10 protein-coding genes and 3 pseudogenes are annotated in these 17,393 nt (G+C 67.3%); 6 read left to right on the top strand and 7 right to left on the bottom strand.

The window, feature by feature from the left end; all coding sequences use genetic code 11:
• The first annotated feature begins 19 nt into the window (after positions 1-19).
• Complete coding sequence (locus tag SHTP_RS23235; RefSeq protein WP_096371912.1) at positions 20-1,516, top strand: bifunctional phosphatase PAP2/diacylglycerol kinase family protein; 1,497 nt, start codon at positions 20-22, stop codon at positions 1,514-1,516.
• On the opposite strand, the gene SHTP_RS23230 is transcribed toward SHTP_RS23235, so the two are convergent.
• Positions 1,464-2,906, bottom strand: a complete 1,443-nt coding sequence (locus tag SHTP_RS23230) for a xylulokinase (protein WP_096371911.1) — start codon at positions 2,904-2,906, stop codon at positions 1,464-1,466. The genes SHTP_RS23235 and SHTP_RS23230 overlap by 53 nt on opposite strands.
• 49 nt (positions 2,907-2,955) lie before the next feature.
• Positions 2,956-4,360 (bottom strand): annotated as a pseudogene (locus SHTP_RS23225) (mannitol dehydrogenase family protein).
• A 521-nt stretch (positions 4,361-4,881) separates the two neighbouring features.
• Here SHTP_RS23225 and SHTP_RS23220 point away from each other — a divergent pair.
• Positions 4,882-6,351 (top strand): PE family protein, encoded by a 1,470-nt coding sequence (locus tag SHTP_RS23220; RefSeq protein WP_096371910.1) that lies wholly within the window; start codon positions 4,882-4,884, stop codon positions 6,349-6,351.
• A gap of 99 nt (positions 6,352-6,450) precedes the next feature.
• Positions 6,451-7,533: an alpha/beta hydrolase family protein gene (locus SHTP_RS23215; protein WP_096372627.1), complete on the top strand. Its 1,083-nt coding sequence runs from the start codon at positions 6,451-6,453 to the stop codon at positions 7,531-7,533.
• Between the two features lie 114 nt (positions 7,534-7,647).
• Here SHTP_RS23215 and SHTP_RS23210 read toward each other — a convergent pair whose 3' ends face one another.
• The 4 genes and pseudogenes from SHTP_RS23210 to SHTP_RS23195 all read right to left on the bottom strand — a co-directional run bounded on the left by SHTP_RS23210 (position 7,648) and on the right by SHTP_RS23195 (position 13,521).
• Positions 7,648-8,748 (bottom strand): ferritin-like domain-containing protein, encoded by a 1,101-nt coding sequence (locus SHTP_RS23210; RefSeq protein ID WP_096371909.1) that lies wholly within the window; start codon positions 8,746-8,748, stop codon positions 7,648-7,650.
• Positions 8,749-8,845: 97 nt separating this feature from the next.
• Positions 8,846-9,606 (bottom strand): annotated as a pseudogene (locus tag SHTP_RS23205) (alpha/beta hydrolase family protein).
• Positions 9,607-9,644: 38 nt separating this feature from the next.
• Positions 9,645-12,228 (bottom strand): annotated as a pseudogene (locus tag SHTP_RS30200) (flavin-containing monooxygenase).
• Positions 12,229-12,345: 117 nt separating this feature from the next.
• On the bottom strand, positions 12,346-13,521 hold the full coding sequence (locus SHTP_RS23195; protein WP_096371908.1) for an MFS transporter: 1,176 nt from the start codon (positions 13,519-13,521) through the stop codon (positions 12,346-12,348).
• Between the two features lie 576 nt (positions 13,522-14,097).
• On the opposite strand from SHTP_RS23195, the gene SHTP_RS23190 reads away from it, so the two are divergent.
• Positions 14,098-14,751 carry an iron-containing alcohol dehydrogenase gene (locus SHTP_RS23190; RefSeq protein ID WP_231991204.1) on the top strand — a complete coding sequence of 218 codons (654 nt, stop codon included), beginning with the start codon at positions 14,098-14,100 and terminating at the stop codon, positions 14,749-14,751.
• Between the two features lie 110 nt (positions 14,752-14,861).
• Here the strand turns inward: SHTP_RS23190 and SHTP_RS23185 are convergent, their stop codons facing one another.
• The gene (locus SHTP_RS23185) at positions 14,862-16,064 is read right to left on the bottom strand and encodes an ISAs1-like element IS2404/ISMul1 family transposase (RefSeq protein ID WP_420872943.1); all 1,203 of its coding nucleotides are present in this window, start codon (positions 16,062-16,064) and stop codon (positions 14,862-14,864) included.
• Between the two features lie 38 nt (positions 16,065-16,102).
• Between SHTP_RS23185 and SHTP_RS23180 the strand changes: the two genes are divergently transcribed.
• Both SHTP_RS23180 and SHTP_RS23175 read left to right on the top strand, forming a co-directional pair.
• Positions 16,103-16,627 carry a 3-dehydroquinate synthase family protein gene (locus tag SHTP_RS23180; RefSeq protein ID WP_338101616.1) on the top strand — a complete coding sequence of 175 codons (525 nt, stop codon included), beginning with the start codon at positions 16,103-16,105 and terminating at the stop codon, positions 16,625-16,627.
• Entirely contained in the window at positions 16,627-17,385 is a 759-nt protein-coding gene (locus SHTP_RS23175) for an SDR family oxidoreductase (protein ID WP_096371906.1), read from the top strand. Before SHTP_RS23180 ends, SHTP_RS23175 begins: the two co-directional genes overlap by 1 nt.
• The last annotated feature ends 8 nt before the right edge of the window (positions 17,386-17,393 follow it).

Raw genomic sequence — 17,393 nt, 5'->3', positions numbered from 1 at the left:
GCTGGTTAGGGTGGAGCGAATGAACGGGCGGCCGTGGCAACGAGCGCGCAGCATCAAACAGATCACCCGGGGCCTGGGGGCGCTGGATCGGGAATTGTTCGAAGCGATTGCCGACACACCCACCCCGCTGCTCGACACGGTCATGCCGCCGCTGACCCGCGCGGCCGACCATTCCAAGCTGTGGTTCGCGATGGCCGCGGGCCTGCTCGCGTCGAGAAGTCAGTCCGCGCAACGGGGCGCGGTGCGCGGGGTGGTGACGCTGGGGGCGGCCAGCTTGTTTACCAACCAGGTGGCCAAGCGGATCCGGCAGCGCCCGCGTCCGCTCTCGGACTCGGTGCCGCTGGCCAGACGAGTCCGACGCCGGCCGACATCCAATTCGCTGCCGTCCGGGCACTCCGCCAGCGCCGCCGCATTTGCCATCGGCGTAGGTCTGGAGAATCCGCCTCTGGGCCTAGGCTTTTCGGTGCTGGCCGCGTTGGTCGGGCTGTCGCGGGTGGCGACCGGGGTGCACTATCCCGGCGATGTGCTGGCCGGATTCGGCATTGGTGCCGGCGTTGCCGTGCTGGGCGGCCGGCTGGTCCCACCGATTATCGAGACGGCGCTGCCCAAAACGGAACCGTTCTGGGTGCAAACACCGCAGCGGCCCGACGGTTCCGGAGTGGTCTTGGTGGTCAACCCGGCATCGGGCAGCGGCACCGGGGCCCAGGTCATCGACGAGGTGCGTGCGGGCCTGCCGAAGGCGCGGATCGTCGAACTGGCCGCGGGCGACGACCCGCAGCGGGTGCTGCGCGAGGCGGCCGCACAGGCCGAAGTGCTGGCGGTCGGTGGCGGTGACGGCACGGTGGCCGCCGCCGCGGCGGCGGCGGTTGACGCGGGACTGCCGCTGGCGGTGTTTCCCGCCGGAACCTTCAACCACTTCGCCAAGGACATCGGCTGCGACAGCGTGGCACAGACCATCGACGCGATCCGGCGCGGCAGCGTGGCGCGCGTCGACCTGTTGTGTCTGAACGAAAGCCAGATGGTGATCAACACGGCCAGCATCGGCGCCTACCCCAAATTCGTCCGGTACCGGGAAAAGCTGGAAAAGCGCATCGGCAAACCGCTGGCCAGCATGTACGCGATGTTGCACACACTGCGCAAAGACCAGCCCGTGCGCATCCGGTACGACAACAAGACGCTGCAGACATCGCTGCTGCTCATCGGCAACTCGGTGTACCTGCCGGCCGGATTCGCCCCCTCGCGGCGCACCCTCATGGACGATGGCCTGATCGACGTGCGCATCCTCGAGACCGGACGCCGCTTGGCGACCGTCAGGATCCTCACCGCGCTGGCCCTGGGCCGGCTGCAGCGCAGCCCGCTCTACCACGAACTGCAAGTGCCCGAATTCAGCTTCAGCACCGTGGACGCGCCGACCGTGCTTGCTCATGACGGCGAGGTGGGTGAGCAATACGACCAGGCCAGTTTCACCGCGAAGTATCGGGTGCTGGCGGTGTTTCGCCCGGGCGTGGGACGCTAGCCACTCCTTCGGTCAGCTCGCGCACCTGCGCATAGCGCTGGCGTACGGCGGGTGACGGCTCGCCGGTGTACTCGTCGGTTGCCGGTGGCTGCCACGAGGGTGTCCGAGTCGAGCCGCGCAGCGCCCACGCGGCCTGCCGGGCAGCCCCCAGGGCGACGTACTCCGCGGGGTCCGGAACCAGCACGGGCACACCGAATATCAGCGGCGCGATCTCGCGCAGCGCCTGCGATCGGGCGCCGCCGCCGATCAGCAGGACCCGGCGTGCGACCACGCCGTGTTCGGTGAGCTGCGCCAGGCCGTCAGCCAATGCGCACAGCAGCCCTTCCACCGCCGCCCGGGCCAGGTGCGCGGGCGTGGCGTTGGCCAGCCGCAGGCCATGTAGTGCGCCAGTTGCCTTGGGCCGGTTAGGGGTTCGCTCGCCTTCCAAGTACGGGACAAGAACCAGTCCGGCGCTGCCGGGCGGCGCCGACAGCGCCAGCCGGGACAACTCGTCGTGGTCGACCCGCAACATCGCCGCCGCCGCATCGAGGACCCGGGCACCGTTGAGCGTGCACACCAACGGCAGATAGCGTCCGGTGCCGTCGGCGAACCCGGCAACCAGACCCGCCTCGTCGCGAACCGGATCGGCCGCGACGGCGCACACCACCCCCGAGGTCCCGATCGAGACCATCACGTCGCCTTCGTCGGCCCCCAGGCCCAGCGCCGCGGCGGCGTTGTCGCCCAGACCCGCGCCGAATATTTTGCTGCCGCGGGTAGCTCGCGCCGACGGGCCGAGCACCCTGGGCAGGTTGGGGCGGCGGCCGTGCATGGCCAGTTCGAGTAGGTCAAAGCGGTAGCGATCGCTGCCGGCGTCGTAGTAGCCGGTGCCGCTGGCGTCGCTGCGGTCGGTGGTCAGCGTGGCGACATCGGTGTCCCCGCGTAACCGCCACGTCAGCCAGTCATGAGGCAGACAGACCGCGGCGGTGCGGTCGGCATGTTGCGGTTCGTTGTCGGCGAGCCAGCGCAGCTTGGCCACCGTGACCGCGGCCAACGGCACCAGGCCGACGGCTTGTGCCCACGCCCGTGGGCCACCGAGTTCGTCGATGAGCGCCAGGGGCGCGTCGGCCGAGCGGACGTCGTTCCACAGCAGCGCGGGCCGCACCACCACTCCGGCCATGTCCAGGCACACCATGTTGTGTTGCTGGGCGCCCACCGCCACCGCCTCGACATCGTCGAATCCGCCGGCGGTCGCGATCGCTGTGTGTGCGGCGGATTCCCATGCGGCAGGATCGATTTCGGTTCCATCGGGGTGTGCGGCCTGGCCCCTGCGGGCCACCTCACCGGTGTCGGCGTCACATACCAGCACCTTGCAGGACTGGGTGGACGAGTCGATGCCGGCGACGAGGGTCACGTTCGCGCCGCCGATGCCATTCGGACCGCACCGCGTCTAGACATGGGCATCAGGATCCGTCCTTGTCGAGCAGCGCCTGCAGCGTCGCGCGGGCACCGACCCGGTGCAGCGAGTCCAGCGCCCCCAGATAGGGCTGTACGAAGCGGGGCTGGTCGATGAGGTCACCGAACACGGCGCGATTGGCCAGAAATGCGCGTGCGTCGTGGCGCTGCGAACGCGCTATCGGCCCCAACATGTCGGCGAGGCGATCCACCACATCGATCGGCTGGCCGGCCTCGTCGATGCCCTCGGCATAGCGTGCCCAGCTGGCGACGATCGCGGCCGACAGCCGAACCGGGCCGGACGAGCGGAGGTTGTCCCGAACCACCGGTAGCAGCCATTTTGGGATGCGGTCCGAGGATTCGGCGCACAACCGGGCGACGGTGTCGCGGACATATGCGTTGGCGAAGCGTGGGAGCAGTCCGTTCTTGAATTCGGTCAGGCCTCCAATCGCGGTCAGGGTCGGCGCCGCCTCTTCGTCGAAGTATCGGCGGAGGAACTCGGCGATCAGCGGGTCCTGGGCGGCTTCGTGCACCAGCCGATACCCGGCCAGGTAGGCGAAGTAGCACAGGCCCTGGTGTCCGGCGTTGAGCAGCCGCAGCTCCATCGCCTCGTACGGGGCCACATCGTCGACCAGCTCGACGCCGGCTTGTTCCAGTGGGGGCCCGCCCGTGGCTGAAGTCGTCTTCGAGAACCCACATGGCGAATGGCTCGGCGGCGACGGGCCAGGCGTCGCGCACACCGAATTCGCAGTCCAGCCGCTCGATCAGCTTGGGGGTGGTGACCGGCGTGATCCGGTCGACCATGGAGTTGGGGAACCTGGTGTTTTCTCGCATCCATTGTGCGAGTGCGGGATTGGACATGTCCGCGTAGTTGGTGAACGCGCGCTCGGCAACTTTGCCGTTTTCCACGATGTTGTCGCAGGAGACGATCGTCGGTGACCCGTGGCCCCGTTGGCGACGGCGGTTCAGCGCCTCGGTCACCAGCTCGAAGGCGGCGCTGCGCGGTGCGGTGTAACCCCCCTCGGTGATGGTGAGCGAGATGATGCGGATCGCCGGGTCGGCGAGCAACTCGATGACCGACTCGGGTTCATCGGGTGCGTAACGGTAGTCGACGATCGAGCCGATCACGCGGGGCTCTCGGGTGCCGTCGGGATGCTCGAGGATCAACGTGTAGAGGTGGTCCTGGCTGCGCAGCGCATCGCGCATCCGCTCATCACCCGGCAATACGCCGATACCGCAGATGCCCCAGTCGCGTGCGGGCCCGGCGTTGAGCAGCCGGTCAAGATACATCGCCTGGTGCGCGCGGTGGAAGCCACCAACGCCGAAATGCGCGATGCCGATGCTGATTTGGCTGCGGTAATAGTTCGGGACCGGGATGTCGAGGGCGCTCGCGTTGGCTGCGGTTAGCTTCATCGGGGGGGGTCACCCCAGCCCGCCTCGCGGCTGCGCCGCTGCGCTCGGTGGCGCTGACCCCGCCATAAGTCCGCGTTGCCGATCCCACCCTGAGCATTCTGCCTGCCGTCGCCGCACCAGTTGAAACTGGTGCACCGTGCACCGCGGCAACTTTGTGGCGGCGCCGGAGTGCGGCTGAGTGGCGAAGAAAGTCAGGGGATTTGGGATCGATTCCGTCGGACCGCGGCCTGCGTGCACTACGCGCCTACTGCTAGCGGATGGCTGCGGCGAAGCTGCGACCGACTCGCGTCCTGCGCGCGGTCGTGCGCGGCATCCGGTGTCGGCCGAACCGGGCTCACCGCTTTGCTGTCGGTCCGGCATGGCCGGGCTGGTTGGCGGGTTGATGGCGCCGTCCGGCCGCGGGACGGCGGGGCGAGTGGCCTGGTCAAACACCAGATGGGCCGGCGGGATCGCGATAGCATCGAATCCTTCAGGATGCGTCGGCGCTGACCGGGCCATGCGGCCTGGCCGAAAGGTGTCAGATGTCGTTTGCCGTGGTGGTGCCCGAGATGCTGTCAATGGCAGCAACGGATTTGGCGAGTGTCGGGTCCGCGGTCAGCGCGGCCAACACGGCTGCCGCGGCGTCGACAACCTCGGTACTGGCCGCCGCCGGTGATGAGGTGTCCGCGGCGGTGGCGGCGTTGTTCTCCGGCCATGCCCACAACTATCAGGCGCTGGGTAGGCAGGCGGCCGCGTTTCATGACCAGTTCGTGGCGGCGCTGAGCGCGGGCGGGGGCGGCTATGGGGCCGCCGAGGCCGCCAACGTTCAGCAGAGTCTGCTCAACCTGATCAATGGGCCCACGCAGGCGTTGCTGGGGCGTCCGCTGATCGGCAATGGCGCGGACGGGACAGCGCCGGGGCAAGCCGGCGGGGCGGGCGGATTGCTGTACGGAAACGGTGGAAACGGGGCGCCGGGTGCCAACCCGGGGGTGGCCGGGGGTGCCGGGGGCGCGGCGGGGCTGATCGGCAACGGCGGGACCGGAGGCTCCGGCGGCGCCGGGGCAGCCGCCAGCGGCTCCGGGGACGGCGGTGATGGCGGGGCGGGCGGCGCCGGGGGTTCCGGCGGGTGGCTCTACGGCACTGGCGGTGCCGGCGGCTCCGGCGGGGCCGGGGGCGTAAGCGGGATGAATCCCGGCAATCATGGCGGGCTCGGAGGCAACGGCGGCGCCGGCAGCGCCGCCGGAATCGTGGGTGAGGGCGGGGCCGGCGGGGCCGGCGGTACGGGCGGTTCCGGCTTCACCAGCGCGGTCACGACGGCCGGTGGCAACGGTGGCAATGGCGGCGCCGGTGGCGGCGGTGGGCTACTTGCCGGAAGCGCCGGCGCGGGCGGGGCCGGCGGCGACGGCGGCGGGCCGGTCGGCGATCTCGGCGGCAATGGCGGCATCGGTGGGGACGGCGGGGCCGCCGGGCTGTTCGGCAATGGCGGCGCCGGTGGCGCCGGTGGTGGTGGGGGTGCGGCCCCCGTCAGTGGGGCCGCCGCGGCTGGCGGCGCTGGTGGTGGAGGTGGTGCCGGCGGGCTGCTCTACGGGGACGGCGGGCTCGGTGGCGCCGGCGGGGCGGGCGGTGAGGCTCTCGACGGCGGCGTCGGCGGCAGTGGTGGCGCCGGCGGTCACGGCGGCGGCGGTGGGCTGCTGTACGGCAACGGCGGATCTGGCGGCGCCGGCGGCAAGGGCGGCGTCGCCGCGGGTATCTTCGACCGGGGCGGCACCGGCGGTACCGGCGGCAACGGGGGTGCCGGTGGGCTGCTGTACGGCAACGGCGGAAGGGGTGGTGCGGGCGGTGATGGCGCCAACCTCGCCGGCGGCGGCAATGGCGGCAACGGCGGGGACACTCGGTTGATCGGCAACGGCGGCGACGGTGGTCACGGCGGAAGCGGGGCTTTGGTCGGCGGCGCGGGCGGCAGCGGCGGCATCGGTGGGCGGTTGTTCGGCCAGGCCGGGGCGGCGGGCTGAAGGGCCGCTCCGACGGTCGCGGCCCGGATCTGTGGCTGGGATCGACCTCCCGCCGACTCTGTCTCCGAGTTGCTTCTGTCGATCAATTGCGACAGGTTCATGGCCGTGCGCCCAACGATGGTTTCGCTTCTCAGGGTCTTGTCGGTCGTTTCGGTCCTGTCGGCAGCTGTCTGGTTGGCAGCCGGTTGCGGCACCGGAGTTCGGGTCAACGGCCAAACCCCTTCGCCTCCAGTCGGTTTGCGGCAGATCGAGTTTGTCGACCCCCACGGGCCAGACGGTCCGCGCCGGCTGGCGGTCAGCCTGTTCTACCTGGCCGAGCAACCCTCGCCTGATGACCGTCCGTTCGCCATGCCGTTCGCCACCGAGCTGTCGTTCTATCCGGATCTGCCGCCGCGTGCGGGCGGGTCGCGGTTACCGCTGATCCTGCTGTCCCATGGTCGCGGCAGCAACGGGCTGTTCTACGCATGGCTGGCACAAGCGTTGGCCAGCAAGGGCTACCTAGTTGCCGCGCTGAACCATTACCGTGCCAATACCTACGATTCGTCGATCGTCTACCTCGCCAACAAGCTGTGGCAAAGGCCGCGCGACCTGAGCCTGACCGCCGACTTCTTAGTGCACGATCCGTTTTGGGGCCCGCTCATCGACGCCTCCAGGATCGGTGTGGTGGGGCACTCTCAGGGCGGATTCACCTCGCTGTGGCTGGGCGGGGCCCGGGTCAACCCCGACCGGTACCTGGACTTCCAGCGCGGCGTGCAGAGCGACCCGGCGATACCGGCGCATCTGCGCACCGAGTTGCCGGTGGACGCCGGCCCGGCACTCGACGTCGCCGACTCTCGCATCAAGGCGGTGTTCGCGATGGCTCCCGGCATGGTCAGGGATTTCGGCATGGACGCCGACGGCCTCTATCAGCTCCGGGTGCCCACCTACATCATCGTCGGCGCACACGATGCCCAGACCCCGCCCGGCGACAACGCCGAATTCGCCGCGGCCAACGTCCCCGGCGCTCAACTGAACGTGTTGCCCGGCAAGGTCGGCCACGAGATCTTCCTCAACGAGTGCAACCAACTTGGACGCGAACAGTTCCCGGAAGCGTGTATCGACGACCCGAGCGTGGATAGGCACCTGCTGCACGCCGAAATCAGCCCCGCTGCAACGACGTTCTTCGACACGCAGCTACGTTGAGGTGCGATTCCGGACTTGCGGCCGATCCGAGTCTTGCGTGACTACGCGCAGGCTCGCGCCGCCGCGGCGCGATGCCCGCTTGGGCCGGAGGCGGGATCGACTACCGAATGCGAGTCAGCTTGCGCCCGCCGCGATCACCTGGTCCACCTCGATGGCCCGTTCGGCCATCTCGGCGTGCGCCTTGTCCAGCGCCTCGGCCTGATCTTCATCGGCCTTCATCAGCGCCTCGATGGCGGAACCGGCCATATCGAGCACACCCATGTCCCGGAACGCCCGCTGCACCTTGCCGCCCCACAGCCCGATGTCCTTGACGATCGGCACGATGCGGCTGAACAGGTGCGAGCGGAACTGGATCATCAGCGGCGAGGTGTCGACCCACTCGGCGCATGCTTTGACGTCCATGCCGAGTGTCTCGAAGACCTCCTCGCCGCGGAACCGGTCGCGCATCAGGTAGCAGGCGTCGACCACGAACTCTTCACGCTCCTCGCGCTCGGCCTCGGTCAGCGCCGAGTAGTAGTCCTTCAGCGAGATTCGGCCGAAGGCGACGTGGCGGGCCTCGTCCTGCATGACGTAGGCCAGCACCTGCTTGGCCAACGACTCCGGCGCCGCCATGTCTCGGAGTACCCCGAAGGCGGCCAGGGCGAGTCCCTCGATGAGGACCTGCATGCCGAGGTAGGGCATGTCCCAGCGGGAGTCGCGCAGGGTGTCGTCGAGCAGGGCGGTCAGGTGCTTATTGATCGGGTAGACCAGGCCGATCTTCTCCTGCAGGAACCGCGAGAACGCTTCGACGTGGCGGGCCTCGTCCATGGTTTGGGTGGCCGCGTAGAACTTCGCGTCCAGGTCCGGGACCACCTCGACGATCTTGGCCGCGCACGCCATCGCCCCCTGCTCGCCGTGCAGGAACTGTGAGAACTGCCAAGCCTGGAAGTGCTGGCGCATCTCGGATCGACGCGCCTCGTCTGCGGCGTTCCACATCGGGCTGCCGAACAGCGGATGGAACTCGTCGGGCAGCGCGATCGCGTTCATCGGGTCGACGTCTTGGCCCCAGTCGATGCGCGACTGGGCGTCCCACTGTTTGTCCTTCCCCTTTTGGTACAGGGAAAGGAGCCGGGCGCGTCCCTCGTCGTACTCCCAGGTGAAGCGTGCGTCACCGGCGCTGGGAACCTCCCATGAGTACGGCGTGGGCACGTCGGTGTACTTGTCCCTTGTGGTCATGAGCTGCCACCTTTCCAACTGTCATGACCTGCGGTCATATGACTTGTATCACATTGCATCGCGTTCGGCGGCGCGCGTCTACCCTGACGTGCGGTCTTTATGGTTCGTCGAGGTAGGCGTCGGCCCAGGCGCCGATGATCCGGGCGGCCCGATGCGCCTGGCCGCGGGCGGTGAGCAGGTGGTCGGAGCCCTCCAGCGAGACGAAGCTGCGGGGGTGGCGGGCCAGGCGGAAGATCTCGGTCGCGTTGCCGATGTCGACCGTGTTGTCGGTGGGGGAGTGCAGGATCAGCAAGGGCAGCCGCAGGCTCTTGATCTTGTCGCGCAGGTCGGCGGCGCGGACGTCCTGGACGAATGCCCGTTTCAGGGTCAGCGTGCGCCCGCCGACCATCCATTCGGCGCTGCCCTCGGACAGGCAGCGGTCGACGACCGCGTCGTAATGCTTTTCGACGTGGCTGGGGTCCACCGGCGCCGCGACGGTGACCACCGACCGCACGCCCGATGAGTGCCGGGCCGCGGCCAGCACGGCCGCGCCACCCCAGGAGTGCCCGACCAGGATGTCGGCCGGGGTTCCGCGGGCGGTCATGAACTCGCAGGCTTTGACGATGTCGTCGACCTTGACGATGAAAGAGCCGTCGCCCCAGCCGCCTTCCGAGTCGCCGAGGCCGAGTGCGTCAAAGCGCAGCATGCCGATCCCGTCGGCCGCTAGCTGTTTGCAGATGCGGGCCGCCGCCGGTGAGTCCTTGTTCAGGGTGAATCCGTGCGCAAACACCCCCAGCCGCGCACCGCCGCCTCGGGCACATCGATGGTTCCCGCCAGGGTCGGGCCCGTTGAACTCTGGAACGTGACACGTTCGGCCATGGGCCACATGTAGCACGCCAGCGGCGCCGGCGGCGGCCCTAGGCGGGCACGGCGGCGCCGATCGCGAAGAATCCGCGCAGCGCGCCGGCGAGCTGGGCCCGAATCGGGGCCCCGGAGACGACCACATCGACCATCGTCAGCGACAGGTGGGTGTGTCCGCGGGCCCGCACCAGCTCGGTGGGTACCCCGGCCGCGGCGAGTGCCTCGGCGTACTCGATGCCCTCATCGCGCAGCGGATCGAACTCCGCGGCGACGACGATCGCCGGGGGCAGGGCCGACAGATCCGGGGCACGCAGCGGTGCAATCCGCGGGTCGGTGCGCGCGTCCGGATCGGCGTAGTGGTCGAAGAACCATTGCATCAGCGGTGCGGTGAGGCCATAGCCGTCGGCATTTTCGAGGTAGGAGCCGCGGGTCGGGTCGAAATCGGTGACCGGGGTGAGCAACGCCTGGCCGACGATGCTCGGCGCACCCGCGTCCCTGGCGAGGTGGCAGACCACGGCGGCAATGCCGGCGCCCGCGCTCCAACCGCTCACCACCAGCTGGCCCGGGATGCCGCCGAGCTCCCCGGCGTGCTCGGCGATCCACTGCACGGCCGCCCAGCCGTCGTCCAGCGCGGCGGGGAGCGGTGCTCGGGTGCGTGCCGGTAGTCCACCGACACGATGAGCGTGTCACTGCGCACGCACAGGTCGCGGCACAACGGATCGTCGGAGGTGTGGTCGCCGAGAACCCAGCCACCGCCGTGGAAGTAGACGACCACGGGGTGCGGACCCGGGCTGGCCGGACGATAGAGGCGGTAGGCCAGCGGCCCGGCGGCGCCGGGCAGGGTGCCGTCGACGATCTCGCCGACGTCGGGGCCCGGCGGGCGTGCCAGGTTCATCTCGTTCATGAGCGCGCGCGCCTGGTCGGCGGGCAGCGATTCCAAGGGCGGAAGGCCCAGCGCCTCCAGCTGCTCGAGCACCATCTGAATGTCGGGTTGCAGCGGCGCACCACACCGTCGTTGCACTGTGAGCCGTTCGGGCCGGACAACCGGAAGCCCAGATAGTCGCGGGCCACCACCTCCTCGCAGGCCACCCGGTAGACGTCGACCCCGGCGGTGTAGGCCATGAAGGTGCGCGGCTTTCCCGGGATGTTGGCGCCCACGTACCACGAGTTCGCCTGTGGGAAAAGCGTTATCGATGCGGCGTCATCGGAATGCTGCATCCAGCCGGCCTCGGCGAGCTCGGTGGGCTCGATGCGGTCGAAGCCGAGCTCGCGCAGATAGCTCAGGGCGTCGGCGACGAAGTCGACATGTTGTTCGATCGACACCGCCATGTTGGACAGCACCGAGGGGCTGTTGGGGCCCGCAATGAGGAACAGGTTGAGAAACCCCTCGGTGGTCAGGTCCAGATATGTGGATGGGCCGGGTGCCCACTTGTCCCCCAGCGCGAGGCCGTTGCGGCCGACGATGTCGATCGCCGCGAGCGCTCCGGTGACGGCGTCGAATCCGGTGGCGAACACGATCGCGTCGAACTCGAAAGATTCACCGACCGTGTCGATTCCGGTCTTGGTAACGCCCACCAATGGCTGGTTACGCAGGTCCACCAGCCGCACCTGGGGCAGGTTCAAGGTGGCGTAGTAGTTGCTGTCCAGGCAGAGCCGTTTCGAACCGACCGGGTAGCCGCTGGGGCACAGCGCCTCGGCGGTCTGCGGGTCGTGCACGGTGGCGCGGATCTTGTCGCGGATGAATTCGGCGAACTCGCTGTTGGCCAGCGGATTGATCATCTCTTCGGCGTAGAGATTGAGCGCCTCGAGAAGCTTACCGAGCTGCCAGGCGCGTTCGTATCGTTGTCGACGTTATTCGGCGGACACCGAGAATGTCGGAGTGAGCGAGCGCTCCATCGGGACCCCGCCGAAGGAGTATCGCGCCGCGCGACGGTAGGCGTCGTCGTCGGCCAATTGGCCGAGCTTGTCCGGGGAGATCGGGCCGTTGTGGGCGGGGATCGAGAAGCAGGGGGTTCGTTGGAACACCACCGCCTGCGCGGCCTGGGCGGCGATCAGCGGGATCGATTGGATGCCCGATGAGCCGGTGCCGACGACACCGACCCGTTTCCCGGTGAAGTCGACGGGTTCACGGGGCCAGCGGCTGGTGAAATACAGTTCGCCGGTGAAGTTTTCGATGCCGTCGATGTCGAGGTCTTTGGGTACCGACAGGCAGCCTGTCGCCATGATCAGGTAGCGGCAGGTGATTTCGTCGCCGCGGTCGGTGCGCACCCGTTACCGGCCGGTGTCGTCGTCCCAGTGTGCGTGGGTCACCCGGGTGCCGAACTGGATGTCGCGACGCAGGTCGTGCTTGTCGGCGACGTGGTTCAGGTAGCGCAGGATCTCGGGCTGGGTGGCGTACTTCTCCGACCACTGCCAGTCGCGCGACCAGTCGGGATCGAAGCTGTACATGTAGTCGACGCTGGGGATGTCGACGCGTGCCCCGGGGTAGCGGTTCCAGTACCAGGTGCCGCCGATATCGTCGCCGGCCTCGAATATGCGCATCGAATGCCCCGCGTGCCGCAGACGGTAGGCGGCATACAGACCCGCAAAGCCGGCACCCGCGACCACAACATCCACATCGGTGTGGTGTGCATCAGACATGCGTTTACCATTCGCCGCGGTCGCACGTTTTGGTAGCCACAATTAACGGTGCCCCGTCCGCCGATTCGGCGAAAAAAACCGCAATGCGCGCGGGTTCGACCGCGGCTCAATGCGGTCTTAATGCGTGGGGCCGCGCCCCGTGGCCAGCGTGACCGCCAGGCTGATCGCGATGAGTGCGGCGGCCACACACAGAAGTCCGGCCAGACCGATCGTCGGCAGCAGTCCCGCGCCGATCGCCGCACCTGCGGCGATCCCGAGGTTGGCGGTGGCATTCACCCAAGCCCCGGCCATCTCGGGTGTCGCGGCCTGAGCGCGCACCGCGCCCGCCTGATAGATGGATGGGATGCCGCCAAAGGCGCCGTTCCATACGGCGGCGGCGGCGACCACCGGAAGCAACGCCGGAAACGACGCACCCAGGCCCAGCAGCGCGCCGATCACCACGACGATGATGATCACGGTGGTCTGCCGCGGATTGCGGTCCAGGGTGGCGCCCACGTACCACAGACCCGCCAGACTGCACACGCCGCACATCAGCAGCAGCGGACCGATGAACGCCGGCCGGGCCCCGGCCGCGAGCAGGACAGCGCTGATGAACGTGTAGAGGGTGAACTGCCCGGTGTAGGTCAGGGCGTTGGAGGAGACCACCGCGGCGAGGCGTCGCCGGCCTTTGGCGGTGCCGGCGGGTGGTGGGGCGGACTCGCTGCTGACCGGGGGCAGTAGCTTGGCGACCACCAGCAGCAGCACCGCGGCGAGCACGGCCAGCACGGCGAAGGCTCCGCGCCAGCCGACCGCGGTGCCTACCGATGTCAACAGCGGAACGCCCACCACGATCCCGGCGGACACCCCGCCGCCCACCAGCGCGAGCGCACGGCCCACATCGGCGAGCCCCACCAGTCGGGGCGCGTATCCGATGCACAAAGGGAAGAACAGTGCGTGGGTGACACCGCCCACCGCCCGGCCCGCCGCAACCATGGCGAACGTGGGTGCGATGGCGACCAGGGTGTTGCTCACCGCGTAGCCCAGCAGTGTTGTCAGTAGCAGTGGCTTGCGCGGAAATCGCGCGGTGACCACGGTCAGTGGAACCGCGAGCAGGGCCACCAGGACGGCGTAGAGACTCACCAGCAGGCCGGTGACCGCGTCACGCACTCCGAAGGTATGTCCGATGGCGGGCAGCAGGCCGACCGGCAATATCTCGGTGGTGATGGCCAGGCAGGTGGCGATGGTAAGTGCGAGTAGGCCCGGTGTGGCGTGGTGTATACCCAGCTCAGGTGGGGCGGTCACGGATTCGGGCATTGGGCAAGTATACGCAAGCGATCACTATTTCTACCTGTATGCTGCGTCACCCCCGGGTCTGTGTGGTCGACTGCCCGGCCCCATCCTGTAACTGCCAGGGAATCAAGGCTTTTGGTGGCATCAAGTTTCCCGACGTCCGCACCGCGAGAATCGGGCGGGTGGCGCGCTGCGGTGGTGCCGAAGATGTGACTCGGACCGCGCTATCAATAATTGAGTGATGGCGGACACCCAAACGCAATTTCTGATGTTGGACACACTTGGGCCAATTTTATTGACCGCATTGGCCGGCGTTCAGATTCGCCGTGCCGCTACGAATCCTGTTGTGGGACGGCGTAGTTCACATACTAACGCCGGTATTTCGGAGGGTGTTTTTGGTGGTCATGTGGGCCATCTGTCGGGCTGTGAGGAACCTGTGTGTTCCGCTGAAGGCCTTTGATAAATAAGATACGCGTGCGTATCCTCCGCGAGTCGCCACAATCCGTGATCGCATCGTGATCACAACGTGATCGAGAAATTGGCGAATCGAAAGTGATGATCAAGAACGCTTCCGGTCAAACCGCGTGGACGGTCGAAGCCGTGAAACAAGTGAGGTACCACGTCATCAAATCCGATGGCCTTTTCTACCTCGGAAACAATCAGCTGTTTTCGGCATGTTCGGATGCGCCACTAAAGGTTGGTGACCGCCGGCTGGTGATCATCGATGGGACCGTCGATGCGCTGCACGGAAGTAAGGTCCGTGCCTTCTTCGCGCACCACGGTGTGGAGGCGGAATTCGTTGTGATTCCGATCGACGAGACCCTCAAGCACTGGGACACGGTGACTCGAATCGTCGACGCCATGAACGCATTTGGCATCGACCGGCGCCGCGAGCCGATGCTGGTCATCGGCGGTGGAGTGCTCACCGACGTCGCGGGCTTCGCGGCCAGCCTCTACCGGCGCGGCACCCCGTACATCCGGATTCCCACCACATTGATCGGCCTTGTCGACGCCGGAGTTGGCGTAAAGACCGGAGTCAATTACCAGCTCGGCAAGAACCGTCTTGGCACCTATGCACCCCCGGCGGTGACATTTTTGGACAAGAGCTTTTTGCGTACCCTCGATCAGCGCCACCTGAGTAATGGACTCGCCGAAATTCTCAAAATCGCGTTGATCAAGTCTGGTGCGCTGTTCGATGTTCTGGAGACATCCGGGCGCGACGTGCGCGACCAGGGCTCCGGCGTTGTTGATTAGCAGGCTTGTGAGCTGGGGAATTGTGGATTGAGGAGGTCTAGGCGGCGGTTGGCGGTCAAAGCGGTGATCCGGCAGGCTTCGGCGATGTTGCAGGGCTCCGGCGTTGTTGATTAGCAGGCTTGTGAGCTGGGGAATTGTGGATTGAGGAGGTCTAGGCGGCGGTTGGCGGTCAAAGCGGTGATCCGGCAGGCTTCGGCGATGTTGTCGGCGCCGTTGAGGCGGTGCAGATTGATCGCAGTGTTGCGTAGCGTTGCTAGGACCTGTGCGCCGTTTCCGGTATGTGCCCTTTGACGGTCTTCGTCGAAGGTGACGTCGCGTATCCAGTGCAGGCTGTTCTCGATTCCCCAGTGTTGACGCATCCAGGTCATGATCGCGGTAGGGCGGGCGTGCTCGAACGGCAGGCTGCAGATGGCATAGACCACCTCCACGCTGCGCTGGTCGGTGGCGGTGATCAAGCGTTCACGAGTGATCCGGATGATTTGTTTTGCGTAGGGGAAGCCGATTCCTCGTGCAGCGGTGATGATTTGCAGGGTGCGGGTCTCGACACGGCCGTGGCCGCGGGAGTCGTCGGTAGCGGCTGCGGGCACCTCGGCCCAGGGCGGCGCGGTGATACGCGCAAGTATTTTGGCTTGGTTGGACTTGACGATCATCAGGTAGTGCGACTTCAAGGTGGCGCAGATCAACTTCGCGGTGACGACCTGGGTATGCATCGCATCCACGGTGACCAGCCACCGCAAGCTACCCGGCAGCAGCGTGAGCAGGGCACGTACGCAGGGAATTTCATTGCTTTTCTCGGCGACAGCGAGTTGACCGAGCACCAATCGGGCACGGTGGGCGAACACCGACACGAGATGCGTGGCTGTCGCTTTGGCGCGTAAAGCACCACGCAGCATCTTGCCGTCCAACGCGATCGGCACCAATCCACTGGGGTCGCTGCTGGCCACGTGTGCAGTGAAGTAACTGCCCATCCTGGCGTTGAGGTCGGCGGGGTCTAGCCGAGACAAAACAGCGCGGAAGGTCTTCTCACTGGGCCGCCGGAACCGGACCCCTAATTGGGCCAACACATCATCGGGAGCGGTGGCCGCCCATGTGGCAAAACCAGCATAGCCGCGCATCCCCGCGGCAGTGGCCAGAACCGCGATCGCCAACAAAGCCATCAGCGAATACCTTCGACCGCGTGGGTCCCTCGGGTCTGGCACCGAGGCCAACACATCGAGAAACTCCGATCCGATGAGCTCGCTGCGCTCACCAGGACTCCAGCGGTCGAACACCTCTGGAACCGACGACACAGGCAATACTGAAACGGTAGGCACGGGCAACTCCAGACCAACGACGAACACTAACCAACTCGATCGTTCTCCAGATAGCCCGTGCCTACACTCCGGCCCCAATAGCGCGGCACCAAAGATCATCAACCCAGCCCACAAGCCTGCTAATCAACAACGCCGGAGCCCTGACCCTGGAGCGCTGTGTTGACTACGGGCACACCTTTAGCCCCACGATCGAGATGCACGCGCAGCCCGCACTGCTGCATGGGGAGGCGGTCAACTTGGACATGGCGGTGACCACGGCCATCGGGGCGCTTCGCGGCTACGTCAGCGAGGACGAGGCGAACCGGATCTACCGAGTCATGGTGGATCTCGGCTTGCCGCTGTGGGACGACACCCTGGCCACGCCCGAGCTGCTCATCGAGGCACTGATCGACACGGTTGGCCACCGCGACGGCCAGCAACGGCTCCCGCTACCGGTCGGTATCGGCCACCACCGCTTTGTCAACGATGTCACCCCCGAGGAGATCCAATGCGCGGTTGCCATGCTCCGGCGGCACCACGAGACACTGACCGGCAGCGTCGCGGCTTCGAGCGGGGTCGCGTGATGACCGGGCGCACTGCAATCGTCGTCGGTGGTTCCACCGGCATCGGCCGCGGCATCGCCGATGCCTGGGCGGCCGAGGGAATCGAGACCCACGTCTTCAGCCGCACCAAGCCCGTCGGGCCGGGTGCTGACCGGCTGCACTGGCACCAGCTCGACTTCCGCAACGGAGAAGCCGCCAAGCAGACGCTGGCCCAGGAGTTGCCCAAGCGCATCGACTTCGCCTGCTACTCGGCGATCTACTACACCCTGCGCCGGGAGTACCTGGTCGACGTGACCGAGGTCGACTGGCTAGACCAATTCGACATCAACGTGCACGGCCTGTTCTGGACGCTCAACGCCGCCCTGCCGGCGCTGAGGCAATCCGAGCCCGGACTCTTCCTGCACGTGTCATCGGAGGTGGTCTACAACGCTGGTCCGGCACGCGCCGGCTACACCGCCACGAAGGCCGCATCCAGCGCCCTGATCAATTCGGTGGCCCAAGAGATTTCCCCATCCGAGGTGGTGTTCGTCCAGACCTTGCCCGCCGGCATGGCGGACACCCCGGGGATCCGCGCCCGCCCGGCCGCCGATTTCGACTACAGCGACTACATGGTGCCCGCCGATTTCGGTCCGCTTGCCTGCGAGCTCGCCCGCACCCGCGGCTCGGGTTACGAAGGCGACGCGCTGGTGGTGCACGAAGACCGGACGTGGAGCTCGGTCTTCAGCGGTGTCCCCATTTCCCAGTCGCGGCCGCTTGCCGCCGCCCAATCGAGCTCATAGGAAAATAT

Source organism: Mycobacterium ulcerans subsp. shinshuense (genome assembly GCF_002355775.1).
Lineage (GTDB): Bacteria > Actinomycetota > Actinomycetes > Mycobacteriales > Mycobacteriaceae > Mycobacterium > Mycobacterium marinum.
This window is presented reverse-complemented; position numbering and strand designations above follow the sequence as displayed.

What these genes read in the sequence shown, in the direction of transcription:
- SHTP_RS23235 (WP_096371912.1), top strand. Translation starts at nt 20, where the DNA reads ATGAACGGGCGGCCGTGGCAACGAGCGCGCAGCATCAAACAGATCACC.
- SHTP_RS23220 (WP_096371910.1), top strand. Translation starts at nt 4,882, where the DNA reads ATGTCGTTTGCCGTGGTGGTGCCCGAGATGCTGTCAATGGCAGCAACG.
- SHTP_RS23215 (WP_096372627.1), top strand. Translation starts at nt 6,451, where the DNA reads ATGGCCGTGCGCCCAACGATGGTTTCGCTTCTCAGGGTCTTGTCGGTC.
- SHTP_RS23210 (WP_096371909.1), bottom strand. Translation starts at nt 8,748, where the DNA reads ATGACCACAAGGGACAAGTACACCGACGTGCCCACGCCGTACTCATGG.
- SHTP_RS23195 (WP_096371908.1), bottom strand. Translation starts at nt 13,521, where the DNA reads ATGCCCGAATCCGTGACCGCCCCACCTGAGCTGGGTATACACCACGCC.
- SHTP_RS23175 (WP_096371906.1), top strand. Translation starts at nt 16,627, where the DNA reads ATGACCGGGCGCACTGCAATCGTCGTCGGTGGTTCCACCGGCATCGGC.